Source organism: Sediminitomix flava (genome assembly GCF_003149185.1).
In the GTDB taxonomy this organism is placed as follows: Bacteria; Bacteroidota; Bacteroidia; order Cytophagales; family Flammeovirgaceae; genus Sediminitomix; species Sediminitomix flava.
On the sequence record NZ_QGDO01000002.1, the window covers coordinates 1,000,643 to 1,025,521 of the forward strand.

A 24,879-nucleotide genomic window follows, 5' to 3' on the forward strand; every position below is an offset into this window, starting at 1 on the left:
AACCAATATTTTAAAAATGAGACTTTATAAAAATATCCTTTTTGCAGCAGCTCTTGGGTTAGCAATCACTTCATGTGAAGAAACAGAAGACAATGGTGGCAACATGACTCCTGAGGTTGATTACAAAACAGAAGGTTATGTAGTTGGATCAATTTCAACGGACAATTACTTTGCAGGATATGTTGAAGAAATGCCTACGGGTAATATTAAAGCTACTGATTTTGCATCTTTTGGTAGATTCAGAATTCAAAAAGCAATAAACGGAGTTATGTTTGGCCCTGATACAGACTTAGAAACAAATAAGTTTGTAAAATATGTCATCGATAAGAACTCAAATGAAGTTGAACGTATTGGTGAAATTGCATTGCCCGAGTATGCCAATGGTGTTGCTATTATCAATGAAACTACAGGTTTACTTTCAAACTCTTCTGATAAAGAAATCTTGATTTTCAACCCAACTACTATGCAAGTAACTGGCGAAATCGATATGTCTGCAGCAGAAGATAGAGAAGGCTTTGACTCAAATGGATATACATCTTTGCTTTACAATGAAAAAGTTGGAAAAATATATGCGGTTAACTATGCCGACATTGCTGCAACTGGACAGTTCTACGATGCAGAAGAAGTAAGAGTAGAAGTAATTGATGCAACAACATTAATACATGAGAAAACAATTGACCATCCGAATGCAGAATATGCTGTTTTCAGAGGAAATACTCATGAAGTCATTGACGAAGAAGGAAATACGTATTTAGTGGCTCAAGGTCAATATGGTTTAGATGGTATGGTAGGTGCAAATGCTCCTGCGGGTTCAAGACCTCAAATTTTGAAAATCAATACAAACTCAGAATTTGACACAGACTATGCTTTCAACCCAATTGATGCAGTAGGCTATGCAAACAACTTTTTCCAAATGTTCACCACTTTGATCTATGCAGGAAATAATAAAGCATATGGTATAGGTACTGCAAAAGCAGATTATACTGATACAGAAATGATTGACCTACTCACAAAACTTGGGCTTGGTACTATCACATCAGAAGAATATGGAAAACTAATACAATTGGTATTGTATAGCGAAACTTCTAAACTGATGGAAGTTGACTTAACTACAAAACAAGTAACAGAGGTAGCAGGAACACCGTACACTGCAGGTTTCTCTTACCCTATGTTATACCTTTATGATGATAAATTATACCATCAAGTAACTAGCCCTAGTACAGGTGAAAATGCTTTCTATGAGCTTGATTTGAATACAATGTCTAACAAACAACAATTCAATGTTGTAGAAGGCGGCTTTGCATATCAATTCATCGACTTGAAACATGGATTCTAAACCATAAAGAATTCATACCTCAACTGCTGTTCTATTGATTATTTTACCATTCAATAGTTCAGCAGTTTATCCATTTTATTTAATTAGCTACTACTCTCAATACATAAAACACTATGTTGAAAGGCGCTGCAAAACATCAAAAAGACTGGTATGGGAAATGGCACACTTGGGCTGGAATAACTGCTGGTTTTGTCTTAATCATTGTCAGTCTTACAGGCTCATTGTTAGTTTTTGAAGAAGAACTAGATGTATGGTTCTACCAAGAACAATTTCATTTTCCTCACCAAAAAGGAGATGCGAAGCTCTCATTTCAGCAAGTGATGGATAAACTGAAAAAGGAATACCCTACACACGATTTACATGGGCTTTTTGCTTGGGAAACTAGAAATGATGCATACATCGCTTATGGACACCCAGAAGGAAAGGATATCCATTTACAATATATCATAAACCCTTATACAGCTGAGGTAACTGCAGAAAGAGAATACCATAAAACAGTGATGGGCTTTATTCGTAATCTTCATCGTACATTGCTCATCCCCGAAGTTGGAAAATATTTAGTTGGTATAAGTTCTCTGATTTGTACTATCCTAATGATAACGGGACTTCGTTTATGGATTCCGAAAAAGTGGAAAAATGTAAAAGCTAGACTAGGTATTAAATGGGGAGCTAGTTCCAAAAGAGTAAATTTCGATTTGCATAACACCCTAGGCTTCTATTTCTCACCAATGATTACACTAATTTCTATTACAGGTGTCGTCATAACATTCTCCCAATTTGTATTCTTATTCCTGTTTTTATTGAGTTTTCAATCACCTCAATCTATCGCTTCAATTCTTGATCAAAAATCAAATTATTATGAAGGAGCGAAACCATTATCAGTCAATCAATTACAAGAGATTGCAGAATCTCAATTAGACAATTCAGTACTATTAGGCTTTAACACACCTCATGATTCAATAGGAACTTATAGTATGAATGTCTGGAGTCCTAGTGCTTCAGAAGTAGGAAACAGATCAATCTTTTGGCTAGATCAATATTCTGGAGAAGTCGTTTACAGTAGTGAAAAGAAAGAACTTATGTTAGGGAAAATGTACCTAAACTGGGTAACGCCTATTCATTATGGTACTTTCGGAGGTTTGCCTACCCGAATCTTAGCCTTGATTGCATCACTTATCTGCGCGACACTATTCATTACGGGTTTTATTATTTGGCTTCCGAGATGGCGAAAAGGGAAGAATAAAAAAGTCAAACAATCTAAATCAAAAGTCTCACCTCAAAAAGTAGTAGAAGCATGAATCAGTATAAATTAGGACTAAAGTATGGGCTCATTTTTATGCTAATAGCCGCAAGTATGGGATTTTTGTATGGACTACTCTCTGGCGTTATTTTACAGCCAATGTTTTTTGCGGTTGTTATTGTTGGGGTTTTTGTCTCAATAAATTTTAGCATATCATTAGTATCCATAATTCCATGGATTATCATGAGGCTTTCACGTAAAAAAGCACATCTTTTGCAACGTTATATATCTATATCGTTAGCCTTCTTTACGGTATTCTTTCCCATATTTATTTTCTTGAAACTCTTTCCTATCAATATCTTTTGATAAGTACTAGGACAAATGATTTCGAGTATTCTATTCGAAGAGATAACGAAGTGATCTTAGAATTAAGAAATGAAAATTAGAGTCTTCAGACTCGAAAATCTACTAAAATGTCGAGTCTGGAGAACTGCGTCCGCCTCTGTATCCATTTATGAGTTCTTAGAGCAACTCTAAGAACAGTAAAATTTTATCTCGAAAACATTTGTCCTAGTACCTAATCTCATTAAAAATAAAAAGGGAGCCTTTCTATCTGAAAAGCTCCCTTCATCTCTTTATGCTAATTGCTTTCTTTTTTTCTTTTTCTTCAACTTATTCACCCAAATAATAATACCTGTAATTGGCAAACTTGTGGCAATAAGACAAGAAATAAAGTACAATAACTTTGAGAAACCACTAAAAACATAACCTAAGTGTATCGCCTTGAATAAGCTCATAACTTTTGCCCCAAAATCTTTATTCTTAAAAAGATCTGCTTTTAGTAATTCTCCTTGTGTATCGTAATATAATTGATCAGTGAAAGGTACACTGAAGAATGATGCTCTATTGGTTTTTCGAACACTTACGTAAGGTGCTTTTTTAGAAGGAAAAGATAATTGAACATCTCCTTCATAATCCAATTCTTGATTAGCCTTTTCTAAGATCTCTTCGTAAGCAATGGTCATAACTGCCTTACTTTCTTGAGGCTTTACTTTTGGCTTTCCGCCTCGTGACATTTTCTCCTTACCTGTAAGTGTTTTTACGACTCCAGTTCTATACCAATCGAAAGACCAGAAAGGTCCAGTAATGGCCATAATCAGAATAAGAATCAAACTATAGAAACCTAAAACATTATGAAGATCATAGTTGATACGCTTCCAACCTGCATTCTTTTTAAAAGTAAGTCCTTGTTTGATCTGCTTCCACTTCTTAGGCAACCAAAGTACAAAACCCGTTAAAGAGATCAGAATGAAAATAATAGTAGACCAACCTACAATAGGTCTTCCGATATCCCAGCCTAAAAGAAGGTGACGGTGAAGCATCATGAGCGTAGTCATGCTTTTAGCTACTTTAGGGTTAGGACTACCTAAAGTTTCTCCAGAATGCTGATCAACATAATACATTCCTCCTACTCTACGTCGTCTTTCTTTGCTATTTTTTGCTTCTTCTATTTCTTCTTTTGTTGCAATATTGAACAAGTAAGCCATTTCATTATCAGCAGGGATTTTTACTGAAAATACAGTTTCGTTATTGGTGTAATTTCCAAGAAGTTTGTCAATGGTTTTAACTGGTGCTTCTGTTGATTGAACAGTGGCTACTTTACGATCGAAGAATGCTTTAATCTCTGCCTCGTAGGTATAGATAGTACCCGAAAAACAGACCACAACCAATACAAGACTTGTAGCTATTCCTAACCACAGGTGTAAGTCTGCACACAGTTGTTTGAATGTATATTTTTTCATGGTTAATCTTTATGTGTTTTTACTTGTGAAATGCAGAAGCTTCTTTTTAAGACTGAGTTTTTGCTGATTTTCAGTCTTAAAAAGAAGCTAGTAAATCTTTATTTTGTTAAATATAGCGATTATCTATAAATACCTTGAATAAAAACATTTCCTCCATCAAGCTCTAAACCTTGAGAAAAGGCATCAGGACTTGTTGAATTGATGTCAAACTCATAAACCCAAGAGTCTGCTGTACCCGGAGAAATTGCCATATAGAAATAGCCATTATCTGTTACTCCATTTTGGTAGCTAAATAGATTTGAATGCGGTACGTTTAGCTCTACTGCTGTATTTGATTTCAAATCAATTCGAGCAACACTCCAATCTTCGTTATTTTCTCCGTGCATCACAGGAACATAACCAATTCCGTTTCCTACAGCAAACCAACCTACGGCACTAATATCATCACTTAACTCAGCATTCAAGTTAAACACATATTCTTCATCATACTTTCCATCTTTCATACGCGTGATAACCGTTTGAGAAGCTGGTGTTTTATCTGTATTAAATCCAAAACGAGTGGTTCCATTCAATTGGTAAACATATCCGTCTACTTTGTACATAGAAGGCGCTCTATAACCATAAGTATGTCCAGCGTATCCTTCATGATGAATCACACTGATTTCATCCATTTCTGGGTAATTCAAAACAACAGTTTCCAAACCAGAAGCTCTTAACTCATCATCTACATCATCAATTCTACGAGCTGCTCCAAAATAGATTTTACCATCCAAAATCGTTGGCGAATCTACTCTATAAATGTAAGCATTCTCTGCTGCTGATTGAGGAGTAGTTGGGATCGTGATATTTTCAACACTAGCAACAATCTTAAGATCAGGAATAGAAACAGAAACTACACTAAGTTTATACTTTCCGTCATTGGCATCTAACTCAGGATAATACAATAATAATAAATCATCTACCAATCTGATTCTTGGGTGAGTTCCTACATGTCCACTCACATCTATCTCACTAATTTGCTTATGCTCACCATTATCTTGAACTATAAACTGGGTGATAAAACCCGTACCATAATTCAACACATATATATAGCCATTTTCACCTACTACACGAGCAGAAACTCCACCTCCAATTTCAGTACCATTTCCTTGGAAAGTAAGCTCTCCTGTTGTCAAATCTTCGGCTGTGGCCATATAATAAGACTTTGGCTCTCCAGAAACTTCTGCTGCTACTGTAAATAATTCTGTATTTGGATTTTCTGTGCTTGGATTTTCTGAATCTGTATCGTTTTTGTCTTCACAACTCATTAACCCCATTACTGAGATCATAGCTGATAAGCCTAGTAGTTTAAAATTCGTTTTCATGATATTCTGAAGTTGTTTATAATATGTTATAGTTTAATTTGAAGTAAACGCCTCTTCCTGGTCTTTGTACACCATAGTTATCAAATACTTGGGTATTCATGATATTTCGGACATCTACATTCAATGCAATTTTTCGATTTGGAAACTTGTACCCCACTCCTAGATTATGAACGGTTTGAGTAGGAATTACAGCCTTGTTATTATTTCCTAGAGCTTCCCAGTCTAAGAAGAATTCATGCACATAGTTATAGCTCCAGTTGATAGAAAAACCATCATCTTGTTTCAAGAAATTTGGGATTTCATATCTCACTCTGTTACTCATTTGGAAGTAAGGAACATTTCTCAGACGGTTGTTGTAATAGATGTTTTTATAGCCATTTGCATCGTACTCCATCTTGTTTCTAGCATCCAGATACGAAAGCGTGAAATCTAGAAATAGTCGATTCATAAAGCTATACGAAACTTCTGTATCCCAACCTTTACTGATTGCCTTACCCACATTTTCATAAACCATCGCTTCTTCGGTAGTTCCTTTACCACTTAAAGCCAAAAGAATTTGATCTTTCGTGTCTCTGTAAAAGAAGTTATTATTCCACGAAAGCTTATGCTCTCCCATGTAAAATGGACCTAAATTAAAACCTGCATTGATATTAAAACTTTGCTCAGGTTTCAAGTTGTAAGAAGCTTCTAAATTGTCTGCTACATTACCGAATACTTCATTTACCTCTGGCATTCGAACAGCCTGTTCTACTGAAGAGGTTAGCATAAAATAATTGGTAAGGGCAAAAGAAGTTGCGGCACCGTAACCCCAAGCTTGGTCTGTTTTTGAAAACACATAAGGCTCCCACTGTCCTTTGATCTTCTCGGCATCCTCTACATCTACTCGATAGCTAAAATGCTTTGCGAAGATAGAAGTTTTCCAACGTCCTTCGAAAGCCTCATTCTGTAAGTTGAAGCCTAGATTTTGTTTTGAAATTCTTTGTTCACCAATCAGATCTTGTCGGCTAGTTTCTGCCAATGGATCATTGGTATACTGACGAGAATCGGTATAAACATAATTGACTCCAAACTGTGTATTTTCACTTATATTATAATTCAAATTTGCTCTGCTAACCAAGGTATTTATTTCATCCAATTGAAGTGTGGCAGCTCCTCTTTCTCCAGGAGTTTGGTCTGTTCTTCGTACCTCACCGTACCAATTGTATCTGTTAGTTGTAGTATCTACAGTATGACGCTGCATCATGGTATAAGATGCAAAAGCAGTCGCGTCTAAACCTTTCAGAATAAAGTCTTTTTTCTTGTAAGAAGCACTTGGCGTAAAGTTGGATTGTGTGTAATGTCTTTCTCCGTAAGGAACATCCATTGTTGCCCCATGCTGGATTTCTTTATACATATCCGTGTATAGCATTCCTACATAAAATTGATCTGCCCACCATTTCTGAGTAAAACCCAAATCAATTTTTGGAGCATAAGAATAAAAGGCATCATTAAATCTTTCGACTTTCATCCCTCTGTGAACTGTTCCATCTGGGTCTGAAACCGCAATGTTATCACCCCAAACTTTGTAGTTGTTATCGGAGTAATTATAAAACATCGAGCCTTTTACACTAAATCCACTTTTAGCATCTCTCCACATTCCATTCAATACTGCTTCATGAGTATTGAAACTTCCTACAGAATAGGAAAAATCTAAAGCTGTATCTACATTTTCTTTAGTGACTACATTGATTGCTCCTCCGAGTGCATCACTGCCCAAATAAGCAGGTACAACACCTTTGTAAACCTCTACTCTATCTATCAGATTTACAGGAATATTACTAATCGAATAAGCTCTCCCGAAGTATTCCATCGGTATTCCATCAAGGAAAAAGCGAATTGAGTTTCCCCCTAGTCCATTGATATTGTAGTTAGCAGTAGAACCTAACCCTCCAGACTGTCTCACTCTGATTCCTGAAGAATGATCTAATAAATCATTCATCTGTACCGACTGAGTTTCTAGTTGTCCCATCTCTACTACTTGAGCAGAATAACCTTGTGATTTAATTTTTGAGGCTTCTGAAGCTCCTTCTACAACCACTTCTTCAAGGCTTACTGCTGCTTCTTCCAATTCAAAGATAACCTCCTTATTTGAATTGGAGCTAACAGAGAGGGTAACATCTTCAAAACCTATACAAGAAGCTGTGAGTGCAATCGTATTCTTTGAAAGATTTTTAATGATATATTTTCCTTCAAAGTCAGTGGTTACACCTTTTGAAGCTGAATCAATAATTACCGTTGCATAGGGTATAGCTTCTTTTGTATCCTTTCTTACAACTTTTCCTTTTACTGTAAAACTACCATTCTGTGCGAATGATACCTGAACAGAAAAGATCGTGCAGAATAAAGTTACAATTGTAACAAAAAAGAAATATAGTGAAGCCTGTCTGTACACCTTTATTTAGATTAATTTTAAATACAGGACAAATATATACCTTTATTTAGATTGATTCCAAATATTAACAATAGTTTTGATATTAAAGAGTTAATAAAATTGAATGTGAATTAATTTAATATACAACTAAAAAAAGCGACCTTCAACATCTATCTTGAAGGTCGCTTTTTATGTATAGTAAAATGAAAGTCTAGCTAGCTAATCGGCTTGCTTGTTCCGTTGGCCAAATCTCTTCCACCCACTCAGGATGATCTACAAATGGGTTTCTATTGTTTTGCCATTTATAGATAGCCTCGTTTCTTTTGATTTCTTTATCACTTACAGGGTCATTGTAATGCCACTTCAAAAGCAAGTCTAGTTGCCAATCTTCAAATACTTGATCAGAAGTTCCATTCAATACAGCATCTGCTTGACTTGAGTTTTTATCCCAGTTCGCAATTTGATCTTGGTAACGAGTAGCCATATAGAAATAGATACGAGCAAAATCTCCTTTATACTCATCAATCGGTTCAAATACAGTCGAGCTATAACCATTCGTATTGTTTGAGCCCAATTGACCACCATTTTCAGACACCCAAGAAGCTGAACTTACCTCTCCGTACGGATAATTACTTCTTCTTGAATTTACGTAACTGTCTGTCGGAACAATATGTACTAAGTCTGTGTACATTGGGTAGTTTTTCCCTCCAAACCAACTTGTAGGGAAACTGTGCTCACGGTTGTAACATCCGTTTTCATAGCCTGGAGTATTACCACATTGGTTTGTGCCAAATTCATATTCGTAAGTAAACTCGCCTTCTAAACTGTACGAATACATATCCCAAACTTTGTTTGAATCATCTTCTCTTGCATCAGACTCATAGAATGCATCCCAAAGGTCTCCGTAAGAAAGTACCGTAGTATTTGATGAGATGATTTGGTGTAATGCTGTTTTTAAAGCATAGCCTGTTTTTCCTTCTGCTGATCCGTAATAAGAACCTGGGTCAACTGGTGTTCCATCATCTGGTTTACCATTTGTAATGACAATATTGTCAATTTCAAGTTTGGTACTTTGTACATCGCTTCCTTTATAAACAAAAGCGATATTTGCATTGCCAGCATACTGAGATAGGTCAATTAGAGAAGTTTCCCATTGCCAAAAATCACCATTAGCATCACCAATATTTGTAGGAAGATTTACTTGGTCTGTAATATCTACCCAATTTGCCGCTTCCAAGTCTTGACCGTTGAAATCTTTAGAGATCATCAGACGCATAACATCAGTATGACCATCTACCATAAAGCCAACTGCCATGTTGAATTGTAGGTATAAATTGTTTCCATTCACTTGAGGAAGAATCAACCAACCTTCAGATTCAGCATCTCCAGAATTATATGGGCTGAAAGCTACGTAATGTCCCGCTTTACTTTCTTTTACCCACTTCGTATTTCCTTTTGTATTGATGTTTAACCAACCTTCTTGGTTAACCTCTCCATCTGTCCAAGTATCGAAGTTTTCAGAAAACACAACATTACCATCCTCAGGGTCTGGGTCTGTTACAGAACCTCCAGTAATATCATCTAGGCTATTGATGTACAATTGTGGCGTACCATTAAAAGATGATACAATCACGATCATATCTAACGCTCCACTAGGGATTTTTTCTCCTGCAAAATCAGAATATCCACTTGTTCTTAATACCACATCGCTAGCTGAAGTACCATCGTTAAAGTAACGGTTTTGCGTAGTTTGGTTTTCAGCATCAGCAAATGTTTTTCCTTTATCGCTACTTGCTACTTCAATGTTTGTAATATGAACCAAGTGTCCTAAGTAATCGCTTAAGTTAGACTGAAGTTCAGAAACTGTTGCTGTTTTAATTTGAAGCTCTTTCACTGCTCCCAACTGAATCATTTCTTTCATCATTGGAAGCGGAATACGCCCTGCCGCAGGTGCATTATTGTAAATTGAAGGAATACCAAGTTGTTTATTTCCACCATACGAGCCTACGACAAGTTGCCCACAGTTTACAGCAATTTCTTGTCCTAGTTTGTAGCTATTGTATAATGAATTTGCGTCTACACGCATTAATATTCCTCCAGTTTCATCTTGGATGTAAAGCTCTTTATAAATGTTTCCTGCTTGATCAGATGAAATCACTTGACCAACAATGACGGCATTGTCAGGAATGCTTACGGTATCTGAATCTGATTTACCTTCATGAAGTGCTTTCAATTCTGCGATGGTGATTGTGGCAGTACCATCAGGAAAATCAGAAGGTTCTTCGAAGTTTGGATTATCAAAGTCTTGATCTACACAAGCAATAAAAAGAGGTAAACTGAGAAGCCAGATGATCAGTTGACTTTTTAATTTACTTAAAAACATGGACAGCTTTGGTTTGATAGTTATAATTGAAGCTTTGCGATTTGAAAGCCCACGATTTAGAAACCGTGGGCTTTAATTTTTATATGAATTATGGTAATTCAGTTTCTCCGTCTAATGAATACTTAGAAGCTCCTTTATGACCAGGAATACCGAAGTATGCTTCAAAGTTTCCGTAAATCCATACTTGAGAGCCAAAGCTTTGAGGATGATCACCTAATGCATCTCTTACTGCACCTTTTGGTAACTGGACTGGAATACACTTAGAAATGTCTGCTTCGTTCGCATTTGTTGCAATCGCAATATTCGTTACACTTTCTTGCGTACCATCTGTATTCATGTTTGACCCACTTGTATAATAACCTACAATGTAACCCACAACATAACCAGAACCAGTATTGTCAGCAATCACTTCTTCTACTGTATATGGATCACCAAGATCACCTTTTTCTGGATCAGTTGGCTCTTCTCCACCATTGTCAGTATCTGCTTCAGTAGCTTCTACAGTGATCACTTCCCAGCTCATTGCTTCACTTTCTGAAGACTTATAAACAAATGCCACATACATCTGACCTTCTGCTACAAATTCTGTTTTTGTTTGACCTGAAGTTACACGATCAGCTTTTGTAGCCAATGCTGTCCAAGTTGCTGAAGAAGGATCTCCAGTACCTGTATAATCCGTAGAACCTAGAACTTGTACATCGTCAGTTGAAGTAAGGTAGTTCATTGACTCTGTTACTGCCAATACTGGGTCAGTCAATGAAGAGAAATCAACTTGGCTTGTAGAAATCATCCAAGCCTCAGTAGCTCCTTTTTGGTAAGCATTGATTGTCGCTTTTTGAGATTCTGCTGCCCAAAACTCTTGAGAAGCGATCACATTGTAAGTACGGAAATCAATTGTTGTATTTGTTAAGTCTGTTCCTGCAATAGCCACTAACTCACCTTGGAAAGTTTCAACTTCTTCTTCCTCTTCAGTTTCTCCGTCCAATGAGAATGCACTTACACTTTTCAAACCATCTACACCATAGTATGCTTCCAAGTCACCTTTCAACCACACCATTTGACCTAACATATCTGGATTATCCGCAATGTTAAGATTCTCTCTTACAAATCCGCCAGGCAATTGAACTGGAATTACTTTCAATTCATTAGTTTCACCTGCTACATCTGCAATGGCTATATTAGAATTCAATGCACCTTCTGTTGTTGCATGTAAAGTATTGTTGTTGAAGAATCCGACAATGTATCCTTTCACCCACTTGTCTTGTGTATCTTGATTTTCTTTTGCTGCTGCAATATTGTATGCACTTGCAAGTGTACCTTCACCTTCTGCTGGTAGCAAACTGTTAGGGTCATTGAATCTTTCGCCTGTCAATTCCACACCTTCCAAGTCATTCAAGATGATTTGAAGCGTTCCATTGAACTGTGTAAGAATACCACTTACCGAACCACTTCCTTCTGCTAGTGTCTCCCCTTTGAATGCAGCATAGCTTGACGTACGTACAATGATTGTTTCACCTGATTCTGTGATTAGCGTACGGTTTGTGTTCTCGTCACCCGCATAAGTCTGTCCAAGTTCAGACTCTGTAAACATTACATTCGTTACTTTTACCCAAGTAGCATTGTAAGCCTCATCGTCAAAGTTTTCACCCAACTCAATCTCGATAGCCTCTGGCATTTGAAGGCTTTCACCTTTTGTGATGTGGTTCGCAATTGAATCCTCTTCCAATCTACCGAAGCTTCCTTCAAACACTCCTCCAAGTTGGATTTGTGTTCCGTAGTTACCCATATACATGCCTTTCGCATTGATATAGATTTTTTGACCTAATGGATAATCACCATAAAGGTTATTCTTGTTCAAACGAACTTGAATACCACCTGTATTATCTTGGATATAGATTTCTCTGTAGTGGTTTCCAGACTCGTCTGAAGAAACTACTGTTCCCTCAATAATTACTTCATCTGTGATTTCAAACAAATCAGGATTACCTGCTTCTGTGTAAATTTCTTTTAGCTCAATGATACTGTGAGAAACTTCTACTTCAGGAGTTTCTGGATTATCAATATCATCGTCAATCAGAGGATTGTCATCATGATTACACGCTGAAAATGTAAGCGCTAAAAGCAATGTGATTGCCAAGCCTTTCAGAAAAAATACTTGCTTTTTCATCTTGTTAGATAAGTCAAATTTTGTTTAAATGTATGTGCGAATGTTATGCTAGAAGCTTAGACTAAGGTTCGTGAACACACGAATACCTTGAGCATAGAAATATCTGTTTGCAAACTTTTCAGGATTCCCTTCTTGGAAGTCGAAACGATACTGCTGGAAACCTGTGGTTACAATGTTTTCGTTATTCAATGCATTGTTGACATTCAGGTTTAGTCTGATGAAGTAGTCACCTACTTTCCAACTTTTACCAGCAAACACATCAAGTGTAAAGGCTCCATCTAATCGTTCTTGATGTAGAATAGCTGCTCTTTTTTGTGCTTGTACTTCTGGTGAATCTATTGAAGGAATACTATTGATTGCTCTTTCTGTGTATCGAGCAGGGTTAAGCGTCACGTATCTGTCAGCTAGGTAGTTGGCTGAAAATCCGATGTTCCAATATCTTTTTGACCAGTACTCCAACCCTAATGAGAAGGCTGTCTCAGGTGTTCCTCCTACATGCATTCCACTGAAATAGACTGTCTCATCTGAAAGTTGCTCTGCACTGTTATCTACAGTAGTAGTTGCAAGTGGATTACTGATGTATGTATAACTTGCTAGTGTACCCGCTCCTATTACTTTCAGCTCTTCAGTGATTTGGTACTCTATACCAAGCTCTATTCCTTTGTGTTCTTGTCCCATACCTGTTAGGGCATAGTTTACAAAAGCATTATGGGAGTCGTCGAAGTAACTGACCACCTTGGTCATATCATTGATCTGCGTATAGAAACCAGATAATCTCAGTTTAAAGTCTTCACCTCTGTAATAGTAATTAGCATCTGCTGAAATGACATTTGATGAGACTAAGTTATCTAGCGTTTGATTTCTCGTTCTTATAGAAACAAATGCATCTCTAAGCCATGGTGCTTGAGTATAATATGTTGCATTTGCTGTCAGTACATTTCTACCGTTTAAGAAATATTCTCCACCAAACTTGACTCCATAATCAAAGAAGTTCAGTACATCAGACTTTCCGTATGAATTTTCAGGGAAAAGACCTTTCTGACGGTTTCCGTAACGGTACATCGATGTCGTTGTCAAACTTCCGCCCAAGTAGTAAGAACCTTTATTGAAACTTCTTGAGATGTTTGCCCAATAATTCAGTTTGTTGATAACAGCATCGTAATCATGTCCAATACGATCTCCTTCAGTCTTGATATTTGTGTCTGCCAACAAATCATTTTCTGCTTTTGATGGGTCTACAAAATCACGGTCTGCGAAGTTATCAATGTCTACATAATAATCAGCACCTAACAAATCATCTACTGTATTGTAGTTATTTCCTAGATAGAATTCGTATTGAACGCCTGTTGTCAATTGCCAGTTTTTGCCAAAATCCCAAATTAGAGTAGGATTGAATTCAAAGTTTTGAATATCATTCTGACGTTTTTCTATGAAGTATCTTGATCTCAAACCAGTGATTGTGCCATCACCATCAGGATTTGTTTCTTCACTTCCGTAGTTTACTCGGTATAATTCATCCCAATCCAAAAGACCGAATGAAGAAGACTGCCATAGTTCTGTCAGCATATCTCCTGCTGCCGTATTTCCTTGGTCGTACTGGTAAGATGGTAGATTTCGGTAGTAATCAGGACGAGGGTCGTTTGCATCGTACCAATTAAGGGCTGTATTCGATTCTTTTCCGAAGCTATAGCCAACAGCTGTTTTCAATTTCAAATTATCTTGAATCGTCAATTCATCATTTAAGATAATCTGAGGAAGCATACTGCTTTTCATTCGGCTATTTCTTTTCTCTCCATTCTGATAGCCCCAATAAGTGTTGTAAAGGTTGTTACCTTTTAGGTCATATACTTCTTGTACCATTGGGTTTTGCTGACCACGCTCATATGGCGCAACAAAAGCGGTAAGGTACATGCTATGGTTTTTCGAGAATTGTTTTTCAAGACCAAAATAGGCAGCATAGGCATCGTATGAAGTTCCATCTACATAACCTTCTTGCGCCCATCTTCTTGAAGCAGAAGCTGTAAACGCCCAACCGTTATCTGACATCCCCGAAGAATATGTCAACATAAAACGATTGTTATAGCTAGAATTACTGATCGAGTAACTGGCTCTCAAGCCTGCACGTTGTAAAGAAGGCTTTGTGATGATATTTGTAGAACCTCCAATATTTCCGAACGTGAAATCTACTGGAGCCATATTGAACACACTTTCCTTATTTCTGCTGATATCATTCAATCCTCCAAATGTAGACCATGAAGCATAACCTTTTTCTGGGTGAGCCATGTTTACGCCATCAAAATATACATTTGTATAAGTGGATTGATAACCTCTTTGTCTAAACCAATACGGTCCCCAAGCGTATCCGGCCAAACTGCTATAAGCATCTCCTGTTGAAAACAAAAGACCCGGTGTTGACTGGCTATCTCCATCTTCAGCATCCAATTCTGTTAGAGAAAGAACAATTGTACCAGCATCTTCGTGAATAGGTTTCAGTTTGATTATCATTCCATTCTTCAACACCTGTTTCACTGTTTGATAGTGATCAACCGCAACCGAAACTATTGATTGCTCAGAAACTTGGCTCGATGGAATTTGAAATTGTCCATTCAAATCTGTCTCAAATGTATATCCGTCCACAAGGATACTGACCTTGACAGCTGGTTTTTGTGTATCTGCAAATACAATTTTCCCACTGACAATTTCCCCTTCGATTTGTGCAGACGCAATACTACAAATGCCAAAAAATAGCATTAGTGCAGTAATAAACCGATTCATAAAAAAAGCTTAATGATTTAAAAATTGATTATTAGTTGTTTATAGCGAAGTTGACTCCTGTTTTTTCACTAGGTAAATCACGACAGGAAAGTGGTCTGAATATCCGCCAGCATATCCTCCACCTGCATACGTTCTGAAAGGATAGCCCTTGTATCGACCATTCTGATTTTTCAATTCCTCAAAATTGCAAATCTCAGCTTTGTAGAAACGTAAACCTTCTTCATTCTCAATCATCTCTTTGCTGATAATGATCTGATCAAAAAGATTCCAATTGTCTCGATAAGCCAAAGTACCTAGTCCCTTTTTATACATCTTATGCATAGGGTTGTAGAGGTAATTCTTATCGTTCAATTCATTTTTACTTCCTACAGCACCCAAAGCTTTTTCCATGCTTTTATTCGTTGGGTCATCATTAAAATCACCCATGGTTACGATATGCATATTTGGGTTTACTTGACGTAGAGAATCGATAATGCTTCTTTGCAGCTTCCCTGCTTCTTCTCTGTAATGTGATTTAGCTCTTCTTGAAGGCCAGTGGTTTACTAAAAAAGCGATTTCTTCGCCTTCCAATTTCCCCTCTACGACTAACTGATTTCTCGTGGCAAATCCTTTATAGGCATTTTCAATCCATAACTCTTTAGCGTGGTATTTCTTTAGGTCAAAAAGGTCTTTGCGGTAAAGTAGTCCTGTATCAACGCCTCTTTTATCTGGACCTTCTACCAAAATAGCTTCATAAGGGTAATCACTTAAAGGAGCGGTTTTAATTAAATCTTGAAGACATTTTAGGTTTTCAACCTCAGCTATTCCAACAACTGTTGGGGGTTGGTTTGTCTTTTCTGCTCCAAGTTTAGAGATGATTTCTGCTAATTGAATAAGTTTCTGATTGTATCTTTTCTCTGTCCAAGCATAAGAACCTTCAGGTAAAAAATCTTCATCATTTTTTTCAGGATCATTTTCAGTATCAAAAAGGTTTTCTACGTTGTAAAAGGCAATGTTGTGGATATCATAAGTGGCTTTATGATTTTGGGAATATCCATTCAGAGTTATCCCTATAAGACATAAGGAAACGAACAGTTTTAGCTTATTAAAGTCCATCGTAACGTAATTCTACTATTTGCTGGTTTGATTTAATTGGTATATTTCCCCTTAATTTTTAGATGATTAAAAAGTGGCGTCATCTGTTTATGAACGTTATTTCAAAAAGCTGTATTCGAGATTGCTTTAATAACCTTGCAAAACTAAACAGCCTTTTCTGCTGATTCAATAACATTTTTTGTCGTAAAGTAAACCACAATAAATAGTATCCTAGTGTTTTATCAATAGTTAAAAAACGATTTCAAATAGTCGTAAAGCAAGATTGTGCACTATGTTATCAGTAACAGTTTAACACAAATAGTAAAATGTGAGAATCACTGATCAATATAAATTTTTTGTGAATTGAGTTAATAATCTGCTAACAAAGCATAGACTTCTATTTTATTTGAAAGGGATGGATACAGATTATGAGCATTAAACTATCAATTTAAATAGTTTAATATTTTATTTTAATTCTAAGAATCAATATCTTAAGAGAATCATTCTATTCTTATTTTTTACTCATTTCATTTTTAATAATGAAGCTACTATACGCTACTATATTTTGTACTCTACTTCTTTCTCATTTTACAAATGCTCAAACAGAAACACTTCTCAAGCAATCTTCAATAGCGGCATCACTAACGTTTGAATCTCCAGATTCTGCTATTAGCATTGCTCAAGATATCTTTCCAGTAGCTGAAAAAGAAGGTTTTGTGTTTTTGTCTATTTCTGTTTTGAATACCTTGGCTAGTGCTCATGTCTCAAAAGGTGAGTTTCAAGAAGCAATTTCATTTAGAGAACAAGCCTTAGAATTGGCTTTAAATCAAGATAGTTCAGCACTGATACTAGACCTCTACAAAGAACTCATTTACGATTATGGAGATGTAGGAAATTATTCTAAGTCGATGAGTGTCGCTGGTAAAATGAAAACCTTGGCTGATTCAGTGGGGAATATTCAGAAGCTATCACGAGCTTATGCCATGATTGGAGATAATTATCGGAACATGCACCAACCCAAAGAAGCAATACAGAACCTCGAAAAGGCTATCAAAATTTTACAAAATACCTCATTTCACGCTGATCAAAGAATTAATAGATTGAATCTGGCCATTGCTTATGATGAAAACCGCCAGACTAAAAAAGCTTTAGCTATATTTCTTGATGTTTTAAGTAAGGGAGAACCTTCATTAAGAGATTCTGCTAAGACCTATAACAACATAGGTAGATTATATACAAACTTGGCTGAGGACTCTTTAATGACTGTCATTGGTATTCGTAATTTTGATTCAACACTAACACTTACAAGAACAGAACGCATACAGCTAACTAACCCAATAAGCGATTTTGCCAGTGGAGAAAATTATCTCAAAGAAGCAATACAATTATGTATACAGGCGAAAGATGATTACATGCTAGCCCACACCAGAAATGAACTTGCCACCAATTATAAATTAAGGGGAAAATATAAAGAAGCTTTAGAAGAGGTTGACCTTGCGGAAATTTATGCCTTCAAGCATGGTAAAATGTTTCAAAAAGAGAATATTCTGAGACAAAAATCAGCCCTACTCGCAATGAGTGGTCAATATAAAGATGCTTATCAATATGCTAAAAAACAGGTTGCCTTCAACCAACAAATTATAAATGAAAAATATACAAATTCAACAGCCAAAATGGAAGTAGAATTTGAAACACTAAAGAAAGAAAAAGCACTTCTCTTACAGGAAATAGAGATTAAACAGCGAACTCAAGAACGAAACATTCTTTTCACTGTAGGGATTTTCATTTTACTGCTCGCAGTCATTGTGGTTGGAGCCTATAAAAAACTACAGAACAATCATCAATTGCTCTCTTCTCAAAAAGAACTTATAGAAGCTAGTAACCAAGAAATCACACTGCTTTTAAAAGAGCTTCATCACAGGGTAAAAAATAACTTACAGCTCGTTTCAAGTATTTTGAACCTGCAAGCTTATAAATTAAATGACCAAGAAGCCATTGAAGCTGTAAAAGAAGGACAAGCTAGAGTTGAAGCAATGGCATTGATTCATCGGGATTTATATTTAGATCATCATGTCACCAGCATAGATATAAAAAAATATGTCAATGACCTCATTAATAATCTGATGTATGCTTATGGTTTTCGCCCAGATGAAGTCAGTGTGGAAAAAGTAGTAGAAGAAAAATATCTCTCTGTTGACCTTGTAATCCCATTAGGGCTAATACTCAACGAGCTACTTAGCAATTCTTTCAAACATGCTTTTGAGGATATTGATTCGCCAAAATTGACAATTGAAATTAAGGAAGATAGCAAGCAACTAATTATTAAAACTGCAGATAATGGTTCTGGAACTCCTTCTGCGAAGTCATCCGAAAACTCTTTTGGTATACAAATGATCAATTCATTGATCAAACAATTAGATGGAGTAATCACTTCCTTAAATGAAGGAAATGGATATTCTACTTTAATTCAGATACCTTTGAATTAATATGAAACGTATTTTAATCGTAGAAGACGAAATTTTAATTGCAGAAGACCTTAAACTTAGGCTTGAAATAAGAGGGTTTGAAATCATTGGTATAGCAATAAATGTACAGCACGCTTTGGCGCTATTGAGTGAGTTTGAGGTTGATTTATGTCTGCTTGATATTAACCTTGGAGAAGATGTTGATGGCGTTCAATTGGCAGCTAAGATTAAGGATGAATACCAAATTCCTATAATTTTTCTTACTTCATACGGAGACGATGATACTTTTAAATATGCTAAACGAGTGAAACCTGAAGCTTATCTGACAAAACCGTTCAATGAACTAGAAGTCAGCAGAGCAATTGAGTTAGCATTACAATCTGAAGTGCAAGACCCTCAACACTCAGAAACAGGGAAAAGTATTTTCCTAAACAAAAAAGGACAGAAGGTAAAAGTTGGTTATCATGAAATACTATGGGCTGAGGCGCAAAGCAATTATACTTTAATCAGTACACTGAATGGTTTTTTCATTCTTTCAGTTACACTTCGAGAGTTTGAAGAAAGGCTACAAAGCCCCCAACTTTTTTTGAGAGTACACCGTTCGTACCTCATTTCTAAAGCTTTTGTAGAGACGATTAATGGAAATAATTTAAAGATTGGTAAAAAACAAATACCAATTAGTAGAAGTCGAAAATCAGAAATCATTAAGCACTTTGATTTCCTGTAACAAGACATTTTTTTAATATAAAACAGATAGAATAAGACCTTTAATCACCATTTACTCATAAAAATATACCACTCACTCATTAGTTTTTTCACCTGTTTTAACCTCCTCCTATATTTCGATCATAATTAGAAAATCACACAATTTTTCAACTTCTGATTATATCATAAATCGAAATTTTTACTAAAACATTTTCATTGTGAAAAAACAACAATCAAAGCTTTCCCCAATCAGCTTATTGGTATTTTGCTTAGGTATATTTTTTACAGCTTGTGAAGAAGATCTTATTGAAGATTCTAATGAAGTTCAGTCAGGTACAGAAGATTTTAAAAACGCTGAATCTGTATTGGGAAGAGGATATGATGCTACCTTAGAGTTTTGTAATACAACCTTAGCCAAAGAAGAGGTACTAAACTTTACTCGATTAGTAAATGATGGAAAAATCATCAAGGATACTAATATAGAAAGTTCGAATATCCTTATAACTGAAGGAAATTCAATACAGGATTTTCAAAAAGGTTTCGAATTTTCAATCTCTGGAGGCGTTTCTAACAGCATCAAAAAGGGTCTTTTTTCAGGAGAAGCAAAACGGACATTCAATTTATCAAAAGGTGCATATAACAATTACTCTTATGCTACATACCGCCAACTTACGAGCAAATATGGACTTTATGTAGATGGTCGTTTAACTCCTTCAAATTTATACTCATATGTTACTGATAGTTTTCTTCAACGAGTAGAAAATACAGACTTTTCATCAACAGAAGAGACTTTAAAATTTATCAATTCCTATGGGACACATGTTTGTGTAGGTGGTACTTGGGGAGGATCTCTTTTATACAACATGAGTGCTGAACGAAAGACCTCCAATACACAAGTATCATTAGGACAGTATGCAGAATTTGAAGCTACTATAAAAGTGATCGGTGTCAGTGGAAATCAAAGCTTGGAAGCTTCTTTTGAAGAGTACTTTGAATCATCTACTAAAACAGTCGAGGTTAATGCTATTGGAGGAAAATCAGAACTTGCAGGAGTAATTGGGACAAATCCAACAGAAGAAAATTACTATGCTTGGTTAGAGACAATTGGTGAAAATCCTGTTTTATGTAACTATTATCCTGGAGGACTTATACCTATTTGGGAGTTTATTGAAGATTCTAATACAAAAAGTATAATAGAAGATGCTATTTCAATCTATTATGAGAGTAAAGGGATTGAAACCATTGAAGCAACAAAGTCATCGACAAAGACTCATTCATTCCAAATAGAAGGTGATCAGTACTTCAGAGAAAATAAAGGAGATAATAATATGGATACAGAAAATGGTAAGAATACGGGTGTGAAAATCGACGTTGAATTAAGAATGGATGCAGGGAATGATGAAAATGTTATAGGAATATTCCATGAAGTCACATTTGAAGAAGGAGGTATTGGAAGTGACAAAAATACTAGATTCGTATTAAAAGAACCATATTTTGTAACTATCCCTATTAACAATAAAGTTTTAAGTTTCTCGGATGGTAAAGCTTCTATTCGAAAAGTGTATTCCAAAAATATTAGTGGTCAAAAACGTGGATATTTTAATATAAATGTGAGTGAAGAAATTCCATTCCTAAAGAATGTAAAGATCAGTTATGATGAAGCACATGGAAGTGATCTTAATGATTCAAAAATTAAAGGTGAATTTGTAATAGATGTAATTGTCCCTAATAATTAATACGCAGAAATTGGATTGAACATAAACAACTGAGGAGAAGCTAGCGGTTTGATCTTATATTTAAAGATCTGCCGCTAGTCTTATTCTCGCAGACTCAATCAAATATATGATTGAGTTTTAGCCTAGTTGCATTGTTGATTATTGTTCTCTGTTTGTACTCATTCTATATTTTAAATGTGCTTACAAATGCGGCATGATCAGATTCTGGAAATTTCTGATCACTTGCAAAAGGTAAACTCTCATCGTGCAAATTCTCATTGAAAATAGATGCTGACTGAAAATATGGAACCAATGATTGTGAAATCAGCATGTGATCCAGCAAGTTCTTATGCCCATGATGAAGGTGAGAATATTGGATTGAAGATGGAATACCATTACTACACGGTATCATAACTTTTGACCTCAAACTAGGATTGCTCGTATTCTCTACACTTCCGATTATAGCTTCTACAGGAACTTGATCTGGTTCAGCATTGAAGTCCCCACAAACAATGATTTTAGCATCCGCTTCTTGCTCAAAGATTTCATCTAGCAAAATTCTCGTTTCAATAGCTTGCCCCACTCGTTTGATGGAAGAAAGAAAATAACCTTCAGCCCACCCTGCTGCAGAATTCCATTTATAACCATCTTTCTGCCCAGAAACATTTGAAGCTAACCTTGATTTGAGATGAAGATTAATTAGGTGCAGTTCACCAAGTTCTGGATGATCAATTTTTACATGCAAAATTGGGCGCTCCCAGCTCACATCTTTTACCTCTTCTGCAGGTTCTGCTGTCACTTTTCTGTACCCTAGCTTCTCAATTTTATCATTTCGATATTGATTCACTTCCGTAATTGGATACTTGGAAAGTATAACCAAGTTTCGTTTGTCATAAACCTTGTTTTCTGAGGTTTTAGTTGATGCTAGAAAGTAGTTTTCATAGGGGCCATCTTCAAGTAAATCTTTAAGAGCAAGTAAATCTCTTTGCTCTGTTCCACCTTCATCCGTGTACTCTTGACCGTGAATTTCTTGGAAGAAAATCAACTCAGAATCTAATCTCCTCAACATTGCTTGGAGTACGGGTTTTCTTTCTTGGAACACGGGGTTCAACTCTGTTCCTTTAAAGTCTAGGTTTTCGATATTGTATGTAGCAACTTTCATTTTGCCAAAAAGTAAAGGTTATAAATAAAAAACTGATACTTAGACAATAAAGTATATATTCTGTAATCAATGAATCAGAAAACATTTCGAATTAAATCATCTCTATTTTTCATCTTTTCACTCCTTTAATAGTATAGGGTAATCCTCACTCCCTTCATTTTCAAAAAGCGCTATTTAACATAGTTTACAGTTAACTTTATTTAATTTTAAATAATTGATTTAGTGAAAAGTAGACGGCAATTTTCAGTCTAATTTTTCTTAACGATGAATATGATCACTAGATCACATTCTTTAAACAGAGTTTAAATGAGAACTGTATTTTTTTTAATCATTATGTGTTCCTTAATATGCTGTAAAACACATAACCTTGAAGTTACTATTGAAAATGATTACACAGGAAAGGCATATCTTTATAATACAAAAACAACGAAAACAGATACAATTGCTATGTCTGCTAACAGATTTAGTATCGACTTAATATATTCCAAAGAACCAACTTTATACTATCTGATATTTGAAGGAATAAATGATATGAGTTACCCAATAAGTCTTGTTTTATCAGATCAACAAACACAAGTCGCCTTCAAAGCTTTAAAAAAGGTAGACATCCAATCTCAAAATATAAAAGACCTATACCCAAATAGACCTCAGTTTGCTTCTGACCCTAATCGAAATGAAGCTTTTTACCATTTTCTAGACTTATGGGTAGCCTTTTCAAATAATGTTATGAACCCTAAACTAAACCTTATTGAAAGAAAAGGCTTATACAATGACTTCATTAATCAATCTGAAATCATCATTAAAAAGAACAAACATTCAGTTATTTCAGCCTTCATAACTGAATACTTAATGAGAAATAACCTCATCCAATTAGAACAAACTCAACATTTCTATGAACTTTTAGAACCACAAGTTCAGCTAAGTACTCTTGGTCAGAAGATAAAAAGAGAAGTAGGATTCGAAGAAAATACAAAAGCCCCATCATTCTCTATAACAGACTATAGAGGAGACCAATATTCATTAGAGAAATTAAAAGGAAGGAAAGTCTTACTGCATTTTTGGTCTTCAACTTGTGCGCCATGTATCAAAGAAACACCTCAACTTCTAAGGTTAGCCGAAGAAAATAAAGAGTTGGTCATTATTAATGTCTCATTAGATATCGATAAAGAAAAGTGGATTTCTGCTATGGAAAAATTTGGTATCGTAAATATGATCAATCACTGTGATCTTAATGGCCCGAATGGACAGCTTGCTTCTGACTTTCAAATAAAATCAATCCCTGCCAATTACTTAATTGATGAAGAAGGTAACATTCAACTAAAAAGGCAACATTTACCTGAAATCATAAAAGAGCTATAAACGACCTCTTAAATTCATATACTTTTAAAAACTTGAACCTTTAATGAAACATATAACTACCTTATTTCTTGTGTTATTTAGCTTCAGTTTGATTGCACAAGAAACTAAAACAGAAAAGCCTGAATATGTAATTATCGTAGGTGATCAATTGATTACTCAAGCTGAATTAGCAGAATACGAAAAAGATGGTTTAATCAAAGGAATGAATATCGGTGTTTCGGAAGAAGAACGAGATGAGCTATTCGGAAAATATGGCGATCAAATTAAAGAGAAAGAATTCATTATAAAGATTGAGCTTTCATCAAAAAAGAAAACTTCCGAATTAGTAAAAAACACAACTAAAAAAGTTGATCAAAATATAAGTCTAGATGATCTGAATAATGAGTTTAAAGTGAGTGTAGGAGAACAAGCATCTGATTTCTCAGTCACGATGATAGATGGTCAAAAGATCAAATTATCAGAACTTAAAGGTAAAGTCGTTTTACTCAACTTTTGGGCTACGTGGTGTGCTCCATGCCTTATGGAGTTTAGTGAAATCACACCCAAAATTTTAGACGAATTTGATAAAGATGATTTGGTTTTTATTCCAATTTCAATTGGAGAAGATAAAGCTAAAGTTGAAAAGAAAATGGCTCAGATGAAGAAGTACAATGTCAATTTTAATGTAGGAATAGACTCAGATAAAACCATTTGGAATTTGTATGCTGAAGGTTCAATCCCTAAAAACATCATCATTGATCAAAGTGGAAAGATAAGCTATCTCTCTGTTGGAAATTCGGATGGTAATGTGGAACGACTTGCTGAAGAAATTGGTAAACTTGTCAACAAGGAAAAACTTTAAACTTGAGTATTTATCAGATGCTTGATCATAAATATGTTTAGATAGAAAAAGGACAGTAATAAATAATTACTGTCCTTGTTT

General features: G+C 35.6%; 15 protein-coding genes. 7 read left to right on the plus strand and 8 right to left on the minus strand.

Translation table 11 applies throughout. The features are described from left to right. Positions 1-16 precede the first annotated feature (16 nt). On the plus strand, positions 17-1,336 hold the full coding sequence (locus tag BC781_RS11165; RefSeq protein ID WP_109617584.1) for a hypothetical protein: 1,320 nt from the start codon (positions 17-19) through the stop codon (positions 1,334-1,336). Positions 1,337-1,449: 113 nt separating this feature from the next. Beyond that, on the plus strand, positions 1,450-2,634 hold the full coding sequence (locus BC781_RS11170) for a PepSY-associated TM helix domain-containing protein (RefSeq protein WP_109617586.1): 1,185 nt from the start codon (positions 1,450-1,452) through the stop codon (positions 2,632-2,634). Positions 2,635-3,211: 577 nt separating this feature from the next. Here BC781_RS11170 and BC781_RS11180 read toward each other — a convergent pair. The 7 genes from BC781_RS11180 to BC781_RS11210 all read right to left on the minus strand — a co-directional run bounded on the left by BC781_RS11180 (position 3,212) and on the right by BC781_RS11210 (position 16,572). Further along, on the minus strand, positions 3,212-4,378 hold the full coding sequence (locus BC781_RS11180) for a PepSY-associated TM helix domain-containing protein (protein ID WP_109617591.1): 1,167 nt from the start codon (positions 4,376-4,378) through the stop codon (positions 3,212-3,214). Between the two features lie 119 nt (positions 4,379-4,497). Beyond that, a complete protein-coding gene (locus BC781_RS11185) occupies positions 4,498-5,742 on the minus strand; it encodes a DUF4374 domain-containing protein (protein ID WP_109617593.1) in 1,245 nt (414 codons plus the stop codon). 16 nt (positions 5,743-5,758) lie between these two features. After that, complete coding sequence (locus BC781_RS11190) at positions 5,759-8,173, minus strand: TonB-dependent receptor (protein ID WP_109617595.1); 2,415 nt, start codon at positions 8,171-8,173, stop codon at positions 5,759-5,761. Positions 8,174-8,363: 190 nt separating this feature from the next. Beyond that, the gene (locus BC781_RS25640) at positions 8,364-10,535 is read right to left on the minus strand and encodes an endonuclease (RefSeq protein WP_211323740.1); all 2,172 of its coding nucleotides are present in this window, start codon (positions 10,533-10,535) and stop codon (positions 8,364-8,366) included. Between the two features lie 88 nt (positions 10,536-10,623). Next, positions 10,624-12,702 carry a DUF5689 domain-containing protein gene (locus BC781_RS11200; RefSeq protein ID WP_109617596.1) on the minus strand — a complete coding sequence of 693 codons (2,079 nt, stop codon included), beginning with the start codon at positions 12,700-12,702 and terminating at the stop codon, positions 10,624-10,626. 48 nt (positions 12,703-12,750) lie between these two features. Then, on the minus strand, positions 12,751-15,477 hold the full coding sequence (locus BC781_RS11205) for a TonB-dependent receptor (protein WP_109617598.1): 2,727 nt from the start codon (positions 15,475-15,477) through the stop codon (positions 12,751-12,753). Between the two features lie 39 nt (positions 15,478-15,516). After that, positions 15,517-16,572, minus strand: a complete 1,056-nt coding sequence (locus tag BC781_RS11210) for an endonuclease/exonuclease/phosphatase family protein (protein ID WP_109617600.1) — start codon at positions 16,570-16,572, stop codon at positions 15,517-15,519. 518 nt (positions 16,573-17,090) lie between these two features. On the opposite strand from BC781_RS11210, the gene BC781_RS11215 reads away from it, so the two are divergent. The 3 genes from BC781_RS11215 to BC781_RS11225 all read left to right on the plus strand — a co-directional run bounded on the left by BC781_RS11215 (position 17,091) and on the right by BC781_RS11225 (position 21,457). Next, positions 17,091-19,037, plus strand: coding sequence for a tetratricopeptide repeat-containing sensor histidine kinase (locus tag BC781_RS11215; RefSeq protein WP_109617602.1), 1,947 nt, complete (start codon positions 17,091-17,093; stop codon positions 19,035-19,037). Between the two features lies 1 nt (position 19,038). Further along, the gene (locus BC781_RS11220; protein WP_109617604.1) at positions 19,039-19,743 is read left to right on the plus strand and encodes a LytR/AlgR family response regulator transcription factor; all 705 of its coding nucleotides are present in this window, start codon (positions 19,039-19,041) and stop codon (positions 19,741-19,743) included. Between the two features lie 196 nt (positions 19,744-19,939). Beyond that, a complete protein-coding gene (locus BC781_RS11225) occupies positions 19,940-21,457 on the plus strand; it encodes an MAC/perforin domain-containing protein (protein ID WP_158281446.1) in 1,518 nt (505 codons plus the stop codon). 163 nt (positions 21,458-21,620) lie between these two features. On the opposite strand, the gene BC781_RS11230 is transcribed toward BC781_RS11225, so the two are convergent. Continuing rightward, on the minus strand, positions 21,621-22,598 hold the full coding sequence (locus BC781_RS11230; RefSeq protein ID WP_109617608.1) for an endonuclease/exonuclease/phosphatase family protein: 978 nt from the start codon (positions 22,596-22,598) through the stop codon (positions 21,621-21,623). Positions 22,599-22,904: 306 nt separating this feature from the next. Here BC781_RS11230 and BC781_RS11235 point away from each other — a divergent pair, with 306 nt between their 5' ends. After that, the gene (locus BC781_RS11235; protein WP_109617610.1) at positions 22,905-23,957 is read left to right on the plus strand and encodes a TlpA family protein disulfide reductase; all 1,053 of its coding nucleotides are present in this window, start codon (positions 22,905-22,907) and stop codon (positions 23,955-23,957) included. A gap of 43 nt (positions 23,958-24,000) precedes the next feature. Beyond that, a complete protein-coding gene (locus BC781_RS11240) occupies positions 24,001-24,798 on the plus strand; it encodes a TlpA family protein disulfide reductase (protein ID WP_109617612.1) in 798 nt (265 codons plus the stop codon). The last annotated feature ends 81 nt before the right edge of the window (positions 24,799-24,879 follow it).